Origin of the sequence: Rhodopseudomonas sp. AAP120 (assembly GCF_001295845.1) — a bacterium.
Classification (GTDB): Bacteria; Pseudomonadota; Alphaproteobacteria; order Rhizobiales; family Xanthobacteraceae; genus Rhodopseudomonas.
Window position 1 is genome coordinate 1 of record NZ_LJIC01000044.1, and the last position, 20,648, is coordinate 20,648.

The window sequence follows — 20,648 nt, forward strand, 5'->3', positions numbered from 1 at the left end:
CCCCGCCACACCAGCCCGCTGTTGATGGTCGGCAGGTCCTTGCCGTAACGCGCGGTCAGCGCCAGCACGCCCTGCGACGGCGCGACCGGCGCCGGCAGTGGCGACGACGCCGGCGGCGTCACCGCGGCGACCGGCGGCTGGGTCAGCGGCGCCGGCAAGGTCGGCACCGCGGCCGGCCCGCCGGACGGCGCCAGGCTGATCGCACCGCCGGCCGGCGGCTCCGGCACGGAAGCGGGGGGAATCGGCGGCGGACGGTCGCTGAAGAACTGCGCCGCCGCCGGCTGCACCAACAGGGCGGCCAGACAGGCGGACGCGCAGGCGAGCCGCAGCCATCCCCGTGGCCCCGGCCGGCCAGTTTTACCCCTGCAAATCATGCCTGATGGTTTTCACTGAAAACGCGGCAAATTCAAGCCTCGGCCGCGCGACGGGGATGCGACGCGCCGCCCTGCCGGTAATGGGGTGATATTCGCCGGAATGTCACGATTTACCCCTAGTCCGGCCCTCCACAGGCATTCATCATGCGGCGCAAAGTGGTCTGGCAAGGATCAATTGATCGCGCTTTGATTTCGACTGGTTTACACCGTGCCGGCCTCCTTGCGGGGAATGTCGTCGCGGATTCGAGGAGACAGCCGTGCTGGAAAATCTGATCGGTCGCGGACAAAGCACCCCGCCATCCCCGGACAAGGTCGGTCTCGACGTCATCCGCCGGCCGGTGATCGGCCTGGCGCTCGGCGGCGGCGCCGCCCGCGGCTTCGCCCATATCGGCATCCTGCGCACCCTGCTGGCGGCGGGAATCGCCCCGGACGTGGTGGTCGGCACCTCGATCGGCGCGGTGGTCGGCGGCGCCTATGTGGCGGGCCATCTCGACACACTGGAGGAATGGGCGCGCGGGCTGCAGCCGCGCAACATTCTGGGCTATCTCGACATCCGGCTGAACGGCTCGGGCCTGATCGGCGGCAGCAAGCTCGCCGCGCAGCTCGAGGCTACGCTCGGCCAGATCATGATCCAGGACCTCAAGCAGAAATTCGCCAGCGTCGCCACCGAAGTGCGCACCGGCCACGAGATCTGGCTGACACACGGCCGGGTCGTCGACGCGGTGCGGGCGTCCTATGCGCTGCCCGGCATTTTCTCGCCGGTGCTGATCGGCGACCGCTGGCTGGTCGACGGCGCGCTGGTGAACCCGGTGCCGGTGTCTGCCGCGCGCGCGCTCGGCGCCGAGATCGTGATCGCCGCCAACGTGTCGAGCGACGTGTTCGGCCACGGCACCACGATCTTCTCCCACGGCTCGATCGAAGAAGAGATCGAGCCGTCGCCGGAGCCTACGCCGAAGCGTGGCTTCGGCCGGTTCTTCTCGCCGGAGCGGTTCGTCAAGCAGGAGCTGTTCGGCAGCGACAGCCGGCCTGGCATCTCCAAGGTGATGGTCGACGCCTTCAACATCATGCAGGACCGCATCACCCGCGCCCGCCTGGCCGGCGACCCGCCCGACATGCTGATCTCGCCGCGGGTCGGCCGGATCGGCTGGTTCGACTTCCACCGAGCCGACGAAATGATCGCGCACGGCGCGCGGGCGGCTGAACGCGCGATGGATTCGATCCGCGAAGCGATCGAGGAAGCGGCGCCGCAGCGCGGCAAGCCGGAGGTCCCGGTCGAGACCTGAGCGAGCCGACGCGGCGGCCATCAACCGCTGCGGCCGCTCCGCGCAACGCACCAGGCGATCGTCACGAGCGGCGACGCCAGCGCGATCCAGCACAGGACCCACCACACGCCGCCCTCGCCGATCAGCGCGGCCAGCAATCCGAACACCGTCGCAATCGCCAGCGCGATCGGCCACCGCCATTGTGGTCGCGAGCTCATGCGGCGCGACCTTCCGTTTCGGACAAGGCCTCGCGGCGCGACCGCTTCGCTCCCCACAGATACAGCCCGCTGATCAGCACCACGATGGTCACGACATCGAGCAGCGCCCAGATGATCTTGAGCGGCAGCCCGCCATAGTCGCCGAAATGCAGCGGCTGCGACATGAACAGTGCGGTCGCGTACCACGGCATGTCGCGCACCGAAACGATCTCCCCGGTCGCTGCGTCGGCCAGTGCCGGCTTGAGGATGCGGCTGGTGATCGGCGTGTTGCCGGTGAGGAAAATCGCGACGTGCGACGGCGTGGCGAACGGAGTGCCGGGAAACGCGACCGTCATCACGTTCATGCCGGGCACCTCGGCGCGGACCGCGCGCAGCACGTCGTCGATCGCCGCACGCCGCCCCTCGCCGGCCGCCGGCTTCGCCTGCGCCGCCATCTCGACCAGCTGATTTGCCTGCCAGGCGAGCTCGATCGGCGCCGCCAGCGTGTTGATGACGCCGGTGAATCCGACGACGCCGAACCACGCGAGCGTCGCGATGCCGAGCAGGTTATGCAGGTCGAGCCAGCTGCGCCGACGGCTGCCGGTGCGTACCACGCCGAAATCGAGACGCCGCGTGAACGGCCCGTACAGCACCACCCCGGACACGATCGCGATCACCAGCAGCAATCCCATCGAGCCGAGAAACAGCGTCCCCGACACGCCGGCGAACAAATCGAGATGCAGCCGCGTCATCACATAGAGAAAGCCCTCGTTCGGCTGCGGAATTTCGATCTGCTGACCGGTCCGGGTATCGAACACCTGATAGTGAAACGTGGCCGGGTCGGCCGTCATCGACGCCGCGGTCGGCACCTTCAGGATCGGATGATCGCGATCGTAGAACAGATACGGCACCACCTCGCCCGGCCGCGCCGCCAGCGCGCGCGCCACCATGGCATCCACCGATGCGGTGCCGGGCGCGGCCGTGGTGTCCGCAAGCTTCAGGTCGGGACCGAGCTCGTCCTTGAAGATCAGCGGCAGACCGGTCAGGCACAGCAGCAGCGCGAACACCGTGCAGACGAGGCTGCTCCAGCGATGCACCCACACCCAGGCCGCAACGGCGCGCCGCGTCATCGGCGCCGCGCCCCCTGGTGGTCGGCCCTCACCATCGGTACCTGATCCCCGCCAGCACCGTGCGGCGATTGCCGAACTGGCAGTAATAGCCCGACGAACAGCTCGAATAGTACTCCTTGTCGAACAGGTTGTTGACGTTGAGCGTCAGCGTCGTGCCCTTCAGGCTCGGCGCCAGGTTCGCGAGATCGTATTTCAGCGCCGCATCCACCACCGTGTAGGCCGGCGTACGCAGCGTATTGGCGTCGTCGCCATAGCTCGCGCCGACATGGCGGATGCCGCCGCCGAACGTCAGGCCCGTGACCGGGCCCGACTGGAACGTGTAGTTCGCCCAAATCGAGCCGAAATAGTCGGGCACGGCCTGCGGCCGGTTGCCGACGATCGACGCATCCGAGGACCGCGCCACGCGGGTGTCGAGGAACGTCAAGGCGCCGACCAGCTCGAGGCCGTCGCTGACGTTACCGCGGGCTTCGAGTTCGACGCCCTTCGAGCGGACCTCGCCCTGCTGCACGTTGAAGCCCGGCACGGACGACGGCGTCAGCACGTTCTGCTGGCGGATGTCGAACACCGAAGCGGTGAGCAGGATCGGCAGGAAGGTCGGCTGATATTTGATGCCGCCTTCGTATTGCTCGGCCGTGGTCGGGATGAAGGCCCGGCCATCCACGCCGACGCCGGTGACCGGCTCGAACGAGGTCGAATAGCTGACATACGGGGCGAAGCCGCTGTCGAACAGATACAGCAGCCCGGCCCGATAGGTGGTCTTGTCGTCCGACTGGCTGGAGCGCGATCCGGCGAGCCGGCTCTCGGTGCTCTGCTCGGCCCAATCGTGGCGGACGCCGAGCGTGGCGCGCCAGCCGCCGAGGCTGATCTGATCCTGCGCATAGAGGCCGGTCTGCACCAGGCTCTGGCCGCTGTCGATCAGCGAGGCGAGAGGGCCGACCGGCTGATTGTACAAGGGATTGACCACGTCCAGCGAGGTCGCGGCGCCGAGCTGATAGACCCAGTTGCTGCGCGTGTTCTGGTAATCGACGCCGGTGATGATCTTGTGCTGCAGCGCGCCGGTGGCGAGATCGAACTGCACGCGATTGTCGGTCGACAACCCGCCGACGTCCTCGATCGAGCGGATCGCCCAGCGCGGAATCGTGCCGGTCGCGGTGAGCGGCGCGTTCATCTGCAGCGACTTGAAGTCGATGTCGACGTGCGAGTAGCGCAGGCTCGACTTGACGCTGACGACCTCGTTGAGGCGCTTGTCGAACTGATAGCCGACGCCGTACTGCTCTCGCTCGAACGAGTCATAGCCGGGATCGCCGACGTTGAGCCTGGAATTCAGATACGGCCGGTATTGCAGCGGCGCCAGCGAGGTCGGATACAGCGAGTTGAAATAGCCGCCCTTCGGATCCTTCTGATAATAGCTCTGGATGGTGAAGCGCGTATCCATGTCGGGCGCCCAGGTCAGCGCCGGCGCGACGGCGAAGCGCTGCTCGTCGACATTGTCGTAGCGCGTACCCGAGGTGCGGCCGATCGCGCTCAGGCTGTACAGCCAGTGCCCCTCCGGATCGAGCGCGCCCTGGCTGGTGATGCCGGACTGCAGGCGTCCATAAGTGCCGCCCTCGACGCGCACCTCGTTGTACGGCAGCGCGCTCGGCATCCGGCTGATCTGATTGACCAGACCGCCCGGGCTGGTCTGCCCGTACAGCACCGCCGACGGCCCCTTCAGCACTTCGACGCGGTCGAGCAGGAACGGATCGATCGCCGTGTTGGCGAACGCCTGGCCGCGCGGCAGCTTCAGGCCATCGAGGAAGCTGACGTAGTTGGTCGCGGTGCCGAACGCGCCGAAGCCGCGGATGAACACGCTGTCGAAGCGCGAATTGGTGTCGGCGTCGGACAGTACGCCGGCGGTGTAGCGCAGCGCGTTGGCGACGGTCTGGACGTTCTGATCGTCCATCTGGCGGCGCGTGATCGTCGAGATCGACTGCGGCGTCTCCAGAACCGGCGTGTCGGTCTTGGTGGCGGTGCCGCTCGTCCGGGCGGCGTAGCGGTCCGACGTGTTCGTCGCGTTGACCGGCCGCGTCGCGGGCGTGGCCTGTTCGCGCTGCGGCGTGCGCGCCGGCGTCGCGCGCTGAGCCGCAGGGCGAACCGCAGCTCGCCGCGCCGCGCGCCGTTCGGCCGGCTGCACGGTGACGGGCGGCAGAGCCACCGCGGCGTCGCCTGCGTTCTGCGCGACCGCGTCCCCGCCACTACTCAGCGACAGCGCAACGGCGACGCCCAGTCCGGCGACGATCTTGTTTTCACGTCCCATCGATATCCCCCGACACCTTGCCTCCAGCGGCGGCGGGGAAATAAACGGGACGGGACCGTCCTGTCCAGATCGATTGCCAAAGGATCGCAAATCTGGGATTGGAATTGCTCGAAACACCTGCTTCGTCGTAGCGACGATCAAGGACCGCGATGCCGAGTTCGACCATCACTTCCAAAGGCGGACGCCCGCGCAAAGGCGATGTCGAAGCCAAGTCGCTTCACATCATCGAAACCGCCTCGCAGCTGTTCGCGCAGCAGGGCTTCGCCGCGACCTCGGTCGAACAGGTCGTGGCGGCGTGCGGCGTCGGCAAGGACACGGTGTACCGGCGCTTCCCGTCGAAGCTGGCGTTGTTCGAGGGCGTGGTCGAACATGCGCGGGCGCAGACGGTGGCGCATTTCCAGACCACGATGGCGACGCAGACCGGCGACGCGCTGACGCAACTGCGCGCCGCGGCGCGCTGGCTGCTCGCCGCCAATCTCGACCCGACCCTGATCGCGTTCAAGCGGATCGCCTTCAGCGAAGCGCTCGTCGTCGGTCAGGCGGTGGCGAGCCGAACCGACGATCCGATCATGGACCGGCTGCTGTCGCTGATCGCCGAGGCGCAGAAGGCCGGGGCGCTGGCCCGGGGCGACGCCCGCTTTCTCGCCATGCAGATCCTCAACTGCATCGCCGTGGGGCCGATGATCGACGCGATGCTGGGCGGGACGACCTACGCGTCGGCCCGGGCCCAGACCGCCTATTTCGACAAAGCGTGGGCGCTGTTCCTCGACGGCGCGCGCCGCTGAGCAGCGCCCGGCCCGTCAGGCCGACTTGATGTAGTCGTGCAGCGCCCGCTGCTCGTGCTCGTATTCGCTGAGCCGCCACTTCACGATGTCGCCGATCGAGATCAGGCCGACCACGCGTTCGCTGGAGTCGAGCACTGGCAGATGCCGGAACTTCGACAGCGTCATCACCTCCATGATGCTGCTCACCGTATCGGTCTGGCTGCAGCTCACGACGTCGCGGGTCATCACCGTGTGCACCGGCTGATCGAGCGCCGCCGGCCCGCGATCGGCCAGCACCCTCACGACGTCACGCTCCGACAGGATGCCGTCGAGCCGCGTGCCGCGCATCACCAGCACGGCACCGACCCGGCGCTCCGCCAGCGTCTTCACCGCGGCCGACAGCCGCTCGTCGGGCTCGACGCTGTAGATGTAGCGACCTTTGGATTCGAGAATAGCCTTCACCGTCATTGCCGCCTCCCTGATGAGCCGCTGCCGCTGCCGTTGCCGCAGCGTGCATTCCGTTCGGAGGATCATCGCGCGAGGCCGCAGAATGGTTCCGCCGCCGTCGCGCGTCGCCCGAACTCATCAGCAAGAATATGCAGGAATGCGGCGAATCCGCGTTGGCGTGCGGGCGGTGCAACAGCCGCGCCGCGGCGCAGCACGTAGCAGCAAGCGACCGCCGAACTGATTAGTCGGGATCGGCCGGTGTGGCCTGCCGGCGCGGCACCGGGTCGAACACCGAGAATAGCAGCAGGCCGGCGAAGAAGCCGCCGATATGCGCCTGCCACGCGACGCTGGCGCCTTCATTGCCGACGGCGATCGAGCCGATGCCGAAGATGATGTTGATGCCGAACCAGATGCCGAGGAATGCCAGCACCCGCGGATCGCGCAGCGCCCGCAGCAGCGGCTGCGCCGGCACGCGCGCCGCCTCGTCCGCGTCGCCGCGGCGCAGCGTCAGGAAGCCGCCGCGCGCGAAGGCGAAGCGGATCGCCGCGGCCATCGCCCCCGACACTGAGGCCGACGCGCCGATCATCGGGGCGATTTCGTGCTCGTGGGTGACGAGATGGGCCAGCGCGCCGCCGATCGCGGTGACGGCCATGAACAGGAAGAACCGGACGGCGCCGAACCGCCGCGCCACCGCGCTACCGAACGGCAGCAGCCACAACACGTTGAAAACGATGTGGCTCAGATTGGCGTGGAGCAGCGAATAGGTAACGAAGCTCCAGATCTTGGCGCCGGTTCCGCCCGGGAACGGCGCCGCCAGCAGCGTCGTATCGTAGCGCCGCGGAATGAAGCCGAACACCTCGATGGTCCAGTATTCGAGGTCCGGCGGCAGCAGCACCCGCAGGTGAATGACGGCGAGCAGCGCCACATAGGCGGCGAGCGCGCCCGGCAGGTTGAGGATCGGCTCGCGCGGCGGCTCCGGCGGAAGCGGCAGCGGCTGCTGGGCGGGCTGGGAATCCAACGGGTACGACCTGCGAACGGCCCGGCCCGCGATGCGGCCCGGAAGGGACAATGCGATCCCTTAGAGCATTTCCCGGAAGAGTGAAATGCAATCGGCGGCGGCCGCGCAAAGACAAAGGGGAGCGCCCTGAGAAAGCGCTCCCCTCGATCCTGTCGTCGCACCGCTGCGGTTCGGCCGCGCGGCGCCGATTTGTTTTTCAGCCACCCTGCCCGTCTGCCCGGATGCCTGGAGCTCATCCGCGCCGAAGAACGAGGCGACCTTACGGCCCGCCATCGCCGACGCAAAGCGCATCGTTAATTTATCCTTAACGCAACGAGGGCGGCTCACACCGGTCCACAGATCGCTCGGTGAGCCCGGAAATACGTGGGAGTCACGACGTTAACAAACGTAGTTAATTTAACCTTAACGCGACAAAACAGGGGTTAACACGGCCCCTCCCGGCCTCCGGCATGGACGCTGCAACGGCCATCCTGCACAACAAACGAGGGGCCGGCGCCGCGCGGATATGGGACAGACCTGTCCCCGGGCGCGCTCGGCGCGGGCCAGGTAGAAGTATGAAGCATCCGTCGAGTCGCGCGTTCTTCGCGTATTGGGACGCCCAGCGCGGCACCGCGCCGGCACCCGAACGCAGCGATATCGAGCCGAGCGCGGTCCGCGAATTGCTCGGCGATATTTTCGTGCTGTCCTGCGACGCGGCGGCCGGCTACCCGTTCCGGGTGGCCGGAACCCGGCTGTGCGCGCTGTTCGGCCGCGACATCAAGGGCGAAGCCCTGCCCGGGCTGTTTGCCGTCGACAGCCGCAGCGAATGCCAGGATATTCTCAGCGTCGTCGCCGAGGAGTCCCTCCCGTTGGTCGCCGGGCTGACCTGCAGCCTGCGCGGCGGGACGCTGGCGCATCTCGAGATGCTGCTGCTGCCGTTCGCGCCGCGGCTGCACACCCCGCTGAGCATGACCGGTTCGCTGGCAGTGGTCGGTCCCCGGCTCGACGGTGATCTCGGCGAGTTGCGGCTTGCCGCATGGCGGACGCTCGGCCGCCCCTCGCGGCGGCTGCGACCGCGGGTCCTGCGCAAATGGGAAGTGGCGCGCGGCCTGATGGTCTATGAAGGGCTGCGCTGAATCGCGCTGAAATCCGGCGTCGACCGCTGCAACGGCACCGGAGTCGTGCGCAGCGCCATCGGCAGCCTCGCCGAGGCGTCGGACAGATGGCATTCACAGGCGCGCCGGCTCAGCGCCTCGACGTCGATGATCGCCATCCGGCCGCGGCTGTAGCGGATGACGCCCTTCTGCTGCAACGCATGAGCGATCAGCGAGATGGTATTGCGTTTCACCCCGAGCATCTGCGCCATCAGATCCTGGCTCAGCAGCATCGCGTCACTGCCGCTCATCGCCCGGGATTGCAGCAGCCGCCGGCACAGGCGCTGCTCGGCCGAATGCGCCGCATTGCAGGCGGCGGTCTGCTCGGCCTTGACGGCGCGCAGCCAAAGGTCGCGCGCCACCGCGGCGCGCAGCGCCGAACTCAGTTCGACCAGGGTCCGGAAATGACTGGCGTCGATCGCCGACGCCGTGCCGGGAAAGCGCACGATCGCAGCCGACGGCGCCGGCACGTCGTAGAGCGCAGCGCCGCTGCCGACCACGCTGTCGCGTCCGATCACGCCGGCCTCGATCGTTTCGCCGCGGCGCAGCCGCTCCATCGTCGAGACGATGCCGGCATGCGGGAAAATCACCTGCTTCACCGCGGCACCGGCTTCGACCAGCACCTGGCCGAAATCCATGTCGATGGTGCGCAGATGCGGACGCAGCAGATCGAAGTCGGACGACGGCAGCGCGGCCAGCAGATCGTTCGGTGATTGGCGACTCGTCACCATGGAACCCACCCGGCAATCGCCGGATGCGGCGCTGTTACGCGCTCCGGCAGGAACGTTTCCGACCGCCGCGCGCTGTCACGATATCGCGGCCCCAGCAACAACTAATCATGCCGCGGGGCGATAAAGTCCAGTTCGTACAACTACCCAAAATGAAAGCTTCAGACCGCTTTGGCCAATCGTTCGGTTGCCACCGGCGGCGACAGATGGTGAAGCGAGCTGCGGCGATCGGGCGGACCGCCGGCGTCCTCGGCGACCATGATGCAGCCGAGCAGAGCGGTGAGCACGCGCAATTCCTCTTCGACGTCCGCCGGCACATCGCGGCCGGAGCGCAAAGCGGCAAGGCTGTTGGTAAAGGTTGCCATCGGGATTCTCCTCAACGGAGTGTGCAATAACGCACGCGGCTTGGGGAGGATTGATCTCGCTCAAGCTTTGAAAAAGCATCGTGCAGTGCAACCATCTTCGGCCGGAGCTGCGGTTCCCAAAATTGGGGCATTGCCCTGGCCGAACGCGGCACAACACGGTGTCGGTCGGACCGCGACGAGCCAAATTAGCATCAAGCTATCAGACATTTGCAGCGTAAGCCACACTCCGCAGCAGCGGCGCGCAGGGCGCGAAGGATTGTGCGCGCCCTTACCGGCGGCCCTGCTGCGGAGCATCGCGACGGACGGCAGCCGCCGCGACGTCCCGTCACACCCCCTCGCCCCCCGGTCCGCCGGGCTTGGCAGCGCTCAACTAGCCCGCGACAGCCGTACGTTTGCGCACGACCAGGCGCGAGATATTCGCGGGTTCATCATCACGACCGGGAGTGAGCAGCACAGATACTTGATGCGGCGTGATCATCATGCCGCTGACAGAGAATAATATGCTGCCGCGGCGGCGCAGTGCCGGGCCTGCACGCGTGACATCACTCACTTGCGACGCAGAAGTACAAACTAACTCCCGATATCAGGAGCAATCCTGGGCGCCGCATCAGCAGTGGATGAGTGGCCTGGTTATTCCGGGTTCCGGGCAGACAACGCAACGGCCCTATCGAAAAGTTGCACGGGGATGACGATTCGTGTGCGCGGCGGATCTTCCGGCTGCAACACACGAGCGGGGGATGCAATGATCCGATTGTTGCGACGGATGTCCGATCAGGCCGGTCACTCGACCCACACACCGTATAGAAGGGACGGCGCGCCGCACTCCGCCGCCGATCCGCGATGATGGTGGAGCATGCCGACGCGTCGCTGCTGCGGGCGGTGTTCCAGGCCGCCCCGGAGGGCATTCTGCTGGTCGATCCGCAGCACCGTATCGTGCTGTTCAACCGCGCCAGTGAAGTCTTGTTCGGCTGGCCGGCCCGCGAGGCCCTCGGCGAAGACATCGCAACCCTGATCCCGGACTGGACACACCGGCCTTCCGCACCCCCCTCGCCGGCGCTGGCGCGGCGTGAGGACGGAACCGCCCTGACCATCGCGCTCTCGACCGCGACCGTCGCGATCGGCGACGCCGCGTTCATCGTGGCCACTGCCCGCGAACTCGACGAAACCGAATTGCTGCGCGCGGACCGCGAGGCCGGCTCGTCGAACTTCCAGCGGCTGGTCGAAGGTGTCAGCGACTACGCGATCTATATGCTCGACGTCGACGGCCACGTCGTCAGCTGGAATCGCGGTGCGCAGCGGATCAAGCACTATACGGCCGCCGAGATTCTCGGCCGGCATTTCCGTATCTTCTATCCGCCGGACGCGTGTGCCGATCTCGAGCCCGAACGCAATCTCGAACTGGCGCGCGACCGCGGCCGGTTCGAAACCACCGGCTGGCGGCTGCGCAAGGACGGTAGCGTGTTCTGGGCCCATGTGGCGATCCAGCCGCTGCGCGACGCCCGCGGCATGCTGATCGGCTACGCCAAGGTCACCAGCGACATCACCGAACAACGCCGTGCCGAACAGGTCATCCGCGAGGCCGACGCGCGGATCGCCACACTGATCGAGACTGTGGTTGACGGCGTGATCCTGACCGATCGGCATGGCCTGATCAGAACCTTCAATCTCGCCTGCCACCGGCTGTTCGGCTACGCGGCCGAAGACGTCATCGGCAGCCATATCTCGATGCTGATGCCGGCGGCGAACGCGGAGCTGGTGCAGTCGTTCTTCCGCTCCGGCCGGACCGCCGGCGCCGACGAACGCATCGGCAGCGTCCGCGAGATGACCGGCCTGCGCCGCGACGGCAGCACTTTCCCGATGGATCTGTCGATCGGCGAGACCGTGCAGGAAGGCGAGTCGGTATTCGTCGCGGTGATCCACGACCTTACCGAGCGCAAGCATACCGAGGAGCAGCTGGTACAGGCGCAGAAGATGGAGATCGTCGGCCAGCTCTCCGGCGGCATCGCGCACGACTTCAACAATCTGCTCACGGTGATCGTCGGCAACGCTGAATTTCTCTCCGACCAGCTCAAGGCACGGCAGGATCTGCGCAGCCTCGCCCGCGACATCGGCGAGGCCGGCCAGCGCGGCGCCGAACTGACGCAGCGGCTGCTCGCCTTCAGCCGCCGCCAGACGTTGAAGCCGGTCGAGATCGACTGCAACGAACTGCTGGAATCGATGCACAAGCTGCTGCGGCGGACCATGCGCGAGGACATCGCGATCGACACCGAGCTCGATGCCGACCTGCGCGCCGCCTATGCGGATCGCACGCAGCTGGAATCCGCCATCCTCAATCTCGCGCTCAACGCCCAGGACGCGATGGTCGGCGGCGGCCGGCTCAGCATCACCACCGCCAACGTGTTGCTCGACACGTCCTATCAGCTCGTCAACAAGGACGTGCGCCCCGGTAACTACGTGCTCGTGGCGGTGACCGACAACGGATCGGGAATGCCCAAGGAGGTGCTCGATCGGGTGTTCGAGCCGTTCTACACCACCAAGGAGGTCGGCAAGGGCTCGGGGCTCGGCCTCAGCATGGTGTACGGTTTCGTCAAGCAGTCGAACGGCCACGTCTCGATCTACAGCGAGCCCGGGCTCGGCACCACCGTGCGGCTGTATCTGCCGGCGGCCGGCAACGGCAGGCCCCTCCCGGCGCAGGCCTCCGACGTCGTCGAGCATCTGGCGGCGCGCGGCGAAGTCCTGCTGATCGTCGAGGACGATCCGTTCGTGCGCTCCTACGCGGTGATGTGCCTGCGCAGCCTCGGCTACACCGTGATCGCCGCGATCGACGGCGCCGAGGCGCTGCAGATCCTCGACGGCGACACGCATATCGACATCCTGTTCACCGATGTGGTGATGCCCGGCGGCATCAGTGGCTGGGAGCTCGCCGAGACCGCACTGTCGCGGCGCGGCGAGCTGCGCGTGCTGCTCACATCGGGCTATGCGCTCGACACCATCGCGGGCCGCAGCCGCGGGCGCGGCGACCTGCCGATCCTGACCAAGCCGTATCGCAAGGCCGAGCTCGCGCAGCGGCTGCGCGACGTCATGGACGCGCCCCCCGCCGGCCCCGACTGCTAACGAGACGTTAACCCTGAGCACCCTAGGGTTGCAGGATCGAACGTCCGGCCGAGCAGCGGAATTTCCGTGTTGTTGCACAAACAGACCATCCAGCCGGCAACGGCCGAGCGACGCCGATTCCAGCGGGTGAAGGTGCATCTGCTGGGCCGCTACATGCTGCCCGACCGCCGCGAATTTCCCTGCCAGGTGATCAACATGTCGCCGGGCGGGCTGGCCATGCTGGCGCCCGGCATCGGCAATGTCGGCGACCGCGTCGTCGCCTACCTCGATCATATCGGCCGCGTCGAAGGCAAGATCACCAGGATCATCGACAACGGCTTCGCCATGACGGTGGGCGCCACGCCGCGCAAGCGCGACAAGCTGGCGGCGCAGCTCACCTGGCTCGCCAACCGCGACATCCTCAATTTGCCGGAAGACCGCCGCCACGACCGCATCGTGCCGCGCAACCCGATCGCCGTGATGATCCTGGAAGACGGCACGCGGATGAGTTGCCGGATCATCGACATGTCGCGCTCCGGCGCCGCGATCGCCGCCGAGCAGCGGCCGCCGGTCGGCTCCCAGGTGTTCCTCGGCCGCGTCCAGTCGCGCGTCGTGCGTCACCTCGACGATGGCTTCGCGCTCGAGTTCGTCCACGAGCAGCTCGAAGAGACGCTCGAAGATAGCGTTACCGCGCGGTGAACGCCCGCGGCCTCGCGGCCGCTCCTCCGACAGCCTGACAGACGTCAAGCCGCGCCGCGCGCGGCCCGCCGTGCTGCGTTTCGCGGCCGCCGCGATGGTTAACCGGCGCGCAGCCCGACCCGATTAGCAGCGGCGTTGCAGGCACTTGCGGCGTAATCGATCGAATTTGAATCAAATCCGATTGCATCAAATTTTATGCAAATTCGATTCAAGTATAAATCGAACGAGAGCTTGGTTTTACAAGTATTCGCCTCGACTTTACTGATTTGATTTAGCGGCCCTGCAAATCGTTTGTGCAAAACATGGTCCCAACAAGAAAACGGGGGCCACAATGTTTGGTAGCAGGGGATTGCGGACGGGACTACTCATCGCCACCACGATGGTGGCGATCAACGCGACGGCGCAGGCGGCCGAGAAGGTTCGCTACGCCAGCATCGGTGATACCACGCGCGCGCCGATCGGCTGGGTCGAATTCTGCGCCGATACTCCGGTCGAATGCCGCGGCGGCCGCACCCAGGCGCGCGACATCGTGCTGACGCAGACCGCCTGGCAGGACCTGCTGAAGGTCAATCGCTGGGTCAACGACAACGTCAAGCCGCTGACCGACATGGACCATTGGGGCGTAGTCGAGAAGTGGTCGCTGCCGACTGACGGTTACGGCGATTGCGAAGACTACGTGCTGCTGAAGCGCAAGATGCTGATCGATGCCGGCTGGCCGCGCGAGGCGCTGCTGATCACGGTGGTGCGCGACAAGAAGAACGAAGGTCACGCGGTGCTGACGGTGAAGACCGACAAGGGCGAATTCATCCTCGACAATCAGAACGAGGACGTCGTCGCCTGGACCGAGACCGGCTACCGCTTCGTCAAGCGGCAGTCGCAGACCGACGCCAATGAATGGGTCGCCCTCGGCGACAATCGCCCGGCCGTCGCCACCGCCAGCGCACAGCAGCGCTGAGGCCGCGACACCACCGACCACACAGGAGCATTCGAACACACGATCCGGTCAAATCCCCACCCCTCCCCGTCCCAGATCGGATCGTGCGCGGCCAGCCTCCCCCAAGGCTGGCCGCAACCTTTGATAAGTCCAGAAACTCTGATTTTGCTGGGCTTTTGCGGCTGCTCGATGCCGCTATCGTGCAGAACGATCGCAGAACCGCGCAGGCCAGAGCGTGGAAAATCCGTGGAATTTGTTCTCGACGCGTTCGCGCTTGCGCCGGCCGGCTCCGAGCGCTTCAATTGGCGGCATGCAAGGCCGGAGCCCATGGCTTGTCGAAGCGCTGGCTGCAGGATTGGCTCGCCAAACACCCGGTAGACGCGCAGGGCCGGCCTTTCTACAGTCAGGTCGGGCGGACGAAGCTGTTCCGGGAGAACGATATCGCCCGCATTCTCGACGCCACGATGGTTACACCATGCCGCTCAAGCTCGTCCCCGCCCCGCAAAGGCAAAAGCCCGAATTGGACGATCCGCGGGACATACCTCGGCGTCCGTGTGGACAGAAGCGCAGGAACTCCTCGGAAGGCCGTTGCCGAACAACAGCGCAAGCTCCTCGAGGGGCGCATCGAACGTGGTGAGTTTCCAGAAAAACCCGCCGCCCCGTCAGGCGAAACGTCCATCGCCGCCGCCGTCGCGTACATGCGCAGCGGCGGCGAACGTGAGAACCTCGCCCGGCTGATCAGCTACTTCGGCGAAACGCCGATCACCGACATCGGACAGACCGAGATCGACGCCGCCGCGCTGGCGCTCTACCCCACAGCAACGCTCGCCACCCGCAACCGCAAGGTCTACACGCCGGTGTCCGCAGTGCTACACCGCGCCGGCCGGGATATTCAGTTCAAGCGGCCGAAGGGCGCCAGGGGCAGGATCGTCACGGACTTTCTCTGCGTCGACGACGCTTTTGCCATCATTGCCGCGGCCGATCGCGACGATCCGGCCTCCGGCATGCTGCTGCGCTTCCTGTTGTACACCGGCTGCCGGATCAGCGAAGCTGATGGCGCTACGCTGGGAGCAGATCGATTTCGATCTCGGCGTCGCCTACATCGCCACCAGCAAGAACGACGATCCCCGCACGGTGCTGCTTCAGGCCGAGCTACGCGAGGAAATGCGGGCCTTCGCCAAAGGCACGACCAGCGGCGGAGTCTTTCCGTTCCGCCAAGGCGGCGGCCTGAAGGATCGTCTCGTTCGCGCCAAACTCGCGGTGTGCGGCATAACGACGAAGCCCCGCAAGCACGGCGACACTAAAGCCGATCGGCGCATCCCGCCTCACCGCCTTGCCTTCGTCGGCTTCCACACGTTCTGCCACACCTGGGCGACGTGGATGCGCCGCCATGGTGGCGCCGACGTGCAGGGCTTAGTCGCCACCGGCCGTTGGCGCGCCCCCCGCTCGGCTGCGCGGTATGCGCACGTCGCCGCGCGAGAGGAATGGAGGCGGGTCGATTTGCTACCGAAGCCTCAAACCGGCCGCGCCTTACCCGAATGAGACGCTAATTCCATTATTGGCAGCTTGCTTACGTACCACGTCTGGGCTGACGCGCAGCTCATCAGCGAGCTCTCTGATATCAGACTGAGTAAACTTGCTTTTCTTGCCTTTCGACCGCGAACGGATCAATGCCTTCGGCGCCATTAACTCCGCCGCGAAGGCTCTATTCGCCTGTTGATCACGCGTGACAGCTGAGGTCAAAAGCCTGCTCTCGGTCGGTGTCTCAGAAGACCACGCTGAAAAAACAGCTCTTGCAGCAGCGAAACGCCGCTTCGCTTCGGTGGGCTGCAGAAGCGCCACCTTCATTTCGTTCTCACAGCGCACTACAGCGCCAGTGACTGCGGCGTCCTCAGTCCGGGGAGCCGATTTAGTTTGAACTCTGGTATCGATCTCCAGCATATCGAAAATGCGAGTTGCAGCACTCGGATCCGTGTCGCTGATCTTAAGCCGCTTTCGTAGCATTTCGGCAGCCTGCAAACCGCGCCGGTAGGCAGGAACGGAGTAGTTATCGACAGGGACCGGAATCGATTCAATCGGTGAGAGCGTGGACGTTTCCACTGTCGTCGTCAGAGCGACAGCCTCTTCCGCTACTTCCGCTACAGACACAAAGTCCTTCGCGGTAGAGGCCAAGCAAAGATCCATCAGTAGGCGATAGCCGATAGTGTTTTCCAGACGCTCAATCAACGAAGCCAGTACATCGTCGATGTCGTATGGAGAGAGCCCGAGAGCACCCGCGAAGCGGCAAAAATTGAGCTGATCGTCCGTCGTCTCACTAATCAACGACCAAGTGTCCTGAAGCCAAGTGTCGACCACTCGCCGCTCGCTCAGTTTGTCGACGACGGACTGAACAAACATCCGAAGCTCAGGCTCGAATTTCTCACGCAGAGCAATCGCGGATGCCGAGTTGCAAAACCTGACGTCAGAATATCGAGGATCTCTTGCTCTTGCCCTGATCTGGACTGCCCCGCCGGAGGGCACGAACTCTATTCGTGGCAAGGAGAAGCCGTGCTGAGCTGTCAAAAGCGAATGTCTTGCCAGAAATTCTTCATCGTCAGCCTCTTCTTCGTTCTTCCTCGGCTCCCAAAGAATGGCCCACCAATTTTCAGCAATCCACTCGGCGATGAAATAGGCTGGCACCTGCAAAGCCATGCAATGATTTTGCTTCTGGCTGCCAGACTTGGAGAGCTGACGATCGAAGAACTCAGTGACAGTTATCCCCCCCACCCGGATTAACAGGTTAGCCAAGGTCGCGTCCGATTGGTTCCGCCCCTCTTGGTCGATCCAATCCACTCGGAGCTCGAAATCACTCATGATCTAAAGTAATCCTGGCGGGAGATTCGCGACCTCGATCGGGTAAGCGTGATAAGTGCCTGCAGTTCCAGCCTCCGTGCACGCTTCGTACCAGACATCACCATCTCGATGCCACACGTGTTTGGGGAATCCGTTAACCCACCGCGCGGAAACTCGACGGCTCAAGATCGCCTCGCGGATCGCCGCACCGGCGGCTGGCAACGAGAATTCCTTTGGGCATGGGGAAGCGGGCTTAACTCGTCTCGCGAGCTTCCCATTGATTTTACAATGATAATTGCTCGGAGCATACTTGATCTTGGAAGCGGCCGCGTGAAGCTCTTCGTTCGAAACGTTCTTCCGGAGCACGCGCTGTTTGCCCGGGAATCGGATTTCCCGCCCCTTAGGCCTTCCCATTCCAGCCGACCCCCGTCGCACAAAACACCGCAACCATATGTCGTATGCTTGCCCGAACGCAATCCCCTGAAGGTCGACACTTGTCCGTGATCGGCGCCGCCTTTCGCCGAAACGATCGCGGCTCAGCGCAGCGTGGAGAACACGTGGACCGGCCCGGAAACTTCACTAAACTATTGACTTAACTGCCTCTGGCCAGCCTCCCCCAAGGCTGGCCGCAACCTTTTGCGGAGCAGCTTTGGCGGCGACGAGCGGGTCCAGGGGGATTTGCGAGCCGGCGACGGCCGATTCAGTCTTCGGCCACGCGCTGCATCGCGACCTTGGTGCGGCGCTTGAGGATTTCGAGCTTGGCTTTGACGTCGTTGAGCGCCGCGGCATCGAAGTCGCTGAAGATATAGGCGTGCAGCGCCTGCCAGCGGGGCGTCAGCGCGGCGATCTTCTGCCGCGCGGCCTCGGACAGCGACATCAGCACCACCCGGGCGTCGGTGGTCGACGTCACGCGATGGATCAGGCCGAGGCGCTCGAGAATCTTGGTTTGCGTCGTCACGAAGGTCGAGACCGCGTGAATCTTGTCGGAGACCTCGCCGACCGACACGCCATTCCCTTTGTCGAGATCCCCGATCGCCATCAGGATCAGCCATTGTGAGCCACTGATGCCGAACAGCTTGGCCCACGACCGCCGGATGTCCTCGAGATTGTTGCTGATCGAGACGAAATCCCAGATCACCTGATACGACAGGCAATGATCAGCGCGCCCGATGGTGTCGTCGAGGGCGACCTCGAGCGGCTCGATCTTTTGCGCGTTGTGCCGAGTCGGCATTCCCAGAACCTCCAATCGTGCGTTTCCCCAATGTCGTCCGAGCTTCGATTCGGCCCCGATAACGAGGGGCGGAATGTTTTTGATTAAGGTATTCTCCGAGCCCGGTAGCGACCAAAGTATTACCTCTGTGATTAACAATGTAGCGCCTAAAACCGCTTCATGCCACCGTCACAGAGCAAGCCTGTGCTGAATCTGTTTCAGATTCAGCAAATTATGCCGACGCCCGGGATTAACCGAGTTGTTTTGTGATGGTTCGGGCGGGAACCTGCACCGTGACAGAATCGTGACACACTGTTGCGGTCCGGCCACAGGTTCCCCGAATGAGGGCCGTCCTCCTGGTTTGGTCCTTCCAATAGCTAACTTTGTTATGTATCGAATCCGAGACCGACGGAGGGGGGCACCTCGAAGTCGTCCCCGCCTGACGAGCGGCCCGCGATAGCCGGCGCTCCGAAGGTGGTTCGCGGGTGAAATCGCGTGGCCGATGCTTGAAGCCACCGGTGTCGCCCAAACGGCAAACTTGGAGGTTTCAAATGAATTTCGTTAAGGGCCTGATGCTGGGCAGCACGGCCGCTCTCATGGTGACGGCTGCGCAAGCCGCCGACCTTCCGCTCAAGGCCAAGGCGGTCGAATACGTCAAGGTTTGCTCGCTCTATGGCGCGGGCTTCTACTACATCCCGGGCACCGACACCTGCATCAAGCTCGGCGGCTTCACCCGCGCCGAAGTTGCGTTCAATGCCTCGGGCATGACCGAAACTCCGGCCTGGAACGGCAACGCCGGCCAGGGCAACCGCCTGTCGAACAACACCATCTTCCGTTCGCGTCAGGACATCAACATCGACACCCGCACCGCGACCGAATACGGCGTGGTCCGCACCTACTTCGACTCGGTGTTCACCTGGACCAGCGGCGGCTCGAACTCGACCGTCGCCGGCGGTGAGCTCGGCGTCTACTTCGCGTTCGTGCAGTTCGCCGGCTTCACCTTCGGTAAGGCGGTGTCGCAGTTCTCGACGCCGTGGAACGGCGCTCCGGGCAACATCACGTCGAACCTGCTCGGCGGCGACGACACCTCGACCGGCATCAACCAGGTCGCCTACACCGCCGAATTCGGCAACGGCATCTCGGGCTCGATCTCGCTCGAAGACCAGAGCGGCTATCGGCAGGCTCAGGGCGTCTCCAGCCTCGTCAACGTGACCGGCCTCGGCAGCTCCAGCTCCGCCAACAACGGCACGACCTGGCTGTCGGGTGCGGCCGCTGGCACCAACTACGTCGCCGGCACGCAGATCCCGGACATCGTCGGCAAGATCCGCGTCGACCAGGCCTGGGGCCTCTTCCAGGTGTCGGCCGCGGCTCACCAGAACCGCGCCAGCTACTACAACGCCGGCCTGGAGACCAGCGGTCATCCGGACGACAAGTGGGGCTACGCGGTGCTCGCCGCCCTGTCGCTCAAGAACCTGCCGACCGGCCCCGGCGACAGCATCAACCTCGATGCGACCTACGCCGACGGCGCGATCCGCTACGTGATCGGCGGCACCAGCCCGAACAACTTCTCGATGTACGGCAACGGCGCCATCGGTGCCTACCAGACCATCGCGATCGGTTCGGCGGTCGACGGCGTGTTCACCACCGGCGGTGGCATTGAAACCACCAAGGCGTGGGGCATCCGTGGTGCGTTCAACCACAACTGGAACCCCTACTGGGCGACCTCGATCTTCGGTGCCTACACCTCGGTCGACTTCGGCAGCACCGGCGGCGCGCTCTACACCCAGGGCCTCCGCAACGCTGTCGGCGGCACCTTCACGGGCAACCCGAACTTCAACATCGCGCAGATCGGTACCCGCACCGCGTGGACCCCGGTCAAGAACCTGACGTTCTCGGGCGAAGTCATCTACACCCGGATCGATCAGAACTACACCGGCACCACCGGCACCGTGAACCCGGGTGCGACCAAGCCGACCGCGGTCTACCAGTTCAAGGACCAGGACACCTGGACCGGCGCCTTCCGCGTCCAGCGCACTTTCTAAACTACGACGAAAGGAACCATGTAAACCTCCAGGAACCTCCGGCGATGCCCCGCCGGAGGTTTTCCTGTATGTCGGGTGGCATGGCTCACGCGCTTCCGCGCAACACCACACTTCGCTGGCGACA

18 protein-coding genes and 1 pseudogene are annotated in these 20,648 nt (G+C 65.2%); 8 read left to right on the top strand and 11 right to left on the bottom strand.

What is annotated here, in order from left to right; translation table 11 throughout:
• A pseudogene (locus tag IP86_RS07935) lies at positions 1-374 on the bottom strand (hypothetical protein); the annotation flags it as partial.
• Positions 375-631: 257 nt separating this feature from the next.
• Between IP86_RS07935 and IP86_RS07940 the strand changes: the two are divergent.
• Positions 632-1,657 (top strand): patatin-like phospholipase family protein, encoded by a 1,026-nt coding sequence (locus tag IP86_RS07940; protein ID WP_054161978.1) that lies wholly within the window; start codon positions 632-634, stop codon positions 1,655-1,657.
• Positions 1,658-1,677: 20 nt separating this feature from the next.
• On the opposite strand, the gene IP86_RS29020 is transcribed toward IP86_RS07940, so the two are convergent.
• From IP86_RS29020 to IP86_RS07950, 3 genes are read right to left on the bottom strand one after another with little or no spacing between them, the layout of a single operon-like run.
• Positions 1,678-1,854 carry a hypothetical protein gene (locus IP86_RS29020; RefSeq protein ID WP_197279693.1) on the bottom strand — a complete coding sequence of 59 codons (177 nt, stop codon included), beginning with the start codon at positions 1,852-1,854 and terminating at the stop codon, positions 1,678-1,680.
• Positions 1,851-2,963, bottom strand: coding sequence for a PepSY-associated TM helix domain-containing protein (locus IP86_RS07945; protein ID WP_054161979.1), 1,113 nt, complete (start codon positions 2,961-2,963; stop codon positions 1,851-1,853). Before IP86_RS07945 ends, IP86_RS29020 begins: the two co-directional genes overlap by 4 nt.
• A 28-nt stretch (positions 2,964-2,991) precedes the next feature.
• Complete coding sequence (locus IP86_RS07950; RefSeq protein WP_054161980.1) at positions 2,992-5,259, bottom strand: TonB-dependent siderophore receptor; 2,268 nt, start codon at positions 5,257-5,259, stop codon at positions 2,992-2,994.
• Between the two features lie 149 nt (positions 5,260-5,408).
• On the opposite strand from IP86_RS07950, the gene IP86_RS07955 reads away from it, so the two are divergent.
• Complete coding sequence (locus IP86_RS07955; protein WP_054161981.1) at positions 5,409-6,044, top strand: TetR/AcrR family transcriptional regulator; 636 nt, start codon at positions 5,409-5,411, stop codon at positions 6,042-6,044.
• Between the two features lie 15 nt (positions 6,045-6,059).
• Here the strand turns inward: IP86_RS07955 and IP86_RS07960 are convergent, their stop codons facing one another.
• The 3 genes from IP86_RS07960 to IP86_RS07970 form a co-directional block, all read right to left on the bottom strand.
• The gene (locus IP86_RS07960) at positions 6,060-6,491 is read right to left on the bottom strand and encodes a CBS domain-containing protein (protein WP_054161982.1); all 432 of its coding nucleotides are present in this window, start codon (positions 6,489-6,491) and stop codon (positions 6,060-6,062) included.
• A 220-nt stretch (positions 6,492-6,711) separates the two neighbouring features.
• Positions 6,712-7,488: a rhomboid family intramembrane serine protease gene (locus IP86_RS07965; RefSeq protein WP_054161983.1), complete on the bottom strand. Its 777-nt coding sequence runs from the start codon at positions 7,486-7,488 to the stop codon at positions 6,712-6,714.
• 60 nt (positions 7,489-7,548) lie between these two features.
• Positions 7,549-7,779 carry a hypothetical protein gene (locus tag IP86_RS07970; RefSeq protein ID WP_054161984.1) on the bottom strand — a complete coding sequence of 77 codons (231 nt, stop codon included), beginning with the start codon at positions 7,777-7,779 and terminating at the stop codon, positions 7,549-7,551.
• A gap of 263 nt (positions 7,780-8,042) precedes the next feature.
• On the opposite strand from IP86_RS07970, the gene IP86_RS07975 reads away from it, so the two are divergent.
• Positions 8,043-8,603, top strand: a complete 561-nt coding sequence (locus tag IP86_RS07975) for a PAS domain-containing protein (RefSeq protein WP_054161985.1) — start codon at positions 8,043-8,045, stop codon at positions 8,601-8,603.
• Here IP86_RS07975 and IP86_RS07980 read toward each other — a convergent pair.
• Together IP86_RS07980 and IP86_RS07985 are read right to left on the bottom strand one after the other, a co-directional pair.
• On the bottom strand, positions 8,585-9,352 hold the full coding sequence (locus IP86_RS07980; protein ID WP_054161986.1) for a Crp/Fnr family transcriptional regulator: 768 nt from the start codon (positions 9,350-9,352) through the stop codon (positions 8,585-8,587). The two genes, IP86_RS07975 and IP86_RS07980, sit on opposite strands and share 19 nt — an antisense overlap.
• Positions 9,353-9,510: 158 nt before the next feature.
• Positions 9,511-9,714, bottom strand: a complete 204-nt coding sequence (locus IP86_RS07985) for a hypothetical protein (RefSeq protein ID WP_054161987.1) — start codon at positions 9,712-9,714, stop codon at positions 9,511-9,513.
• A gap of 840 nt (positions 9,715-10,554) precedes the next feature.
• Between IP86_RS07985 and IP86_RS07990 the strand changes: the two genes are divergently transcribed.
• The 4 genes from IP86_RS07990 to IP86_RS29695 all read left to right on the top strand — a co-directional run bounded on the left by IP86_RS07990 (position 10,555) and on the right by IP86_RS29695 (position 15,982).
• Entirely contained in the window at positions 10,555-12,828 is a 2,274-nt protein-coding gene (locus tag IP86_RS07990) for a hybrid sensor histidine kinase/response regulator (protein ID WP_197279695.1), read from the top strand.
• Positions 12,829-12,894: 66 nt separating this feature from the next.
• Positions 12,895-13,506: a PilZ domain-containing protein gene (locus IP86_RS07995; RefSeq protein WP_054161988.1), complete on the top strand. Its 612-nt coding sequence runs from the start codon at positions 12,895-12,897 to the stop codon at positions 13,504-13,506.
• Positions 13,507-13,837: 331 nt separating this feature from the next.
• Positions 13,838-14,461, top strand: a complete 624-nt coding sequence (locus tag IP86_RS08000; protein ID WP_054161989.1) for a transglutaminase-like cysteine peptidase — start codon at positions 13,838-13,840, stop codon at positions 14,459-14,461.
• Between the two features lie 1,032 nt (positions 14,462-15,493).
• Complete coding sequence (locus IP86_RS29695) at positions 15,494-15,982, top strand: tyrosine-type recombinase/integrase (protein WP_054161990.1); 489 nt, start codon at positions 15,494-15,496, stop codon at positions 15,980-15,982.
• Here IP86_RS29695 and IP86_RS08010 read toward each other — a convergent pair.
• A complete protein-coding gene (locus IP86_RS08010; protein WP_054161991.1) occupies positions 15,971-17,293 on the bottom strand; it encodes an ImmA/IrrE family metallo-endopeptidase in 1,323 nt (440 codons plus the stop codon). The two genes, IP86_RS29695 and IP86_RS08010, sit on opposite strands and share 12 nt — an antisense overlap.
• Positions 17,294-17,972: 679 nt before the next feature.
• A complete protein-coding gene (locus IP86_RS08015) occupies positions 17,973-18,503 on the bottom strand; it encodes a MarR family winged helix-turn-helix transcriptional regulator (protein ID WP_054161992.1) in 531 nt (176 codons plus the stop codon).
• A gap of 530 nt (positions 18,504-19,033) precedes the next feature.
• Here IP86_RS08015 and IP86_RS08020 point away from each other — a divergent pair.
• Complete coding sequence (locus tag IP86_RS08020) at positions 19,034-20,524, top strand: porin (protein ID WP_054161993.1); 1,491 nt, start codon at positions 19,034-19,036, stop codon at positions 20,522-20,524.
• Positions 20,525-20,648 lie beyond the last annotated feature (124 nt).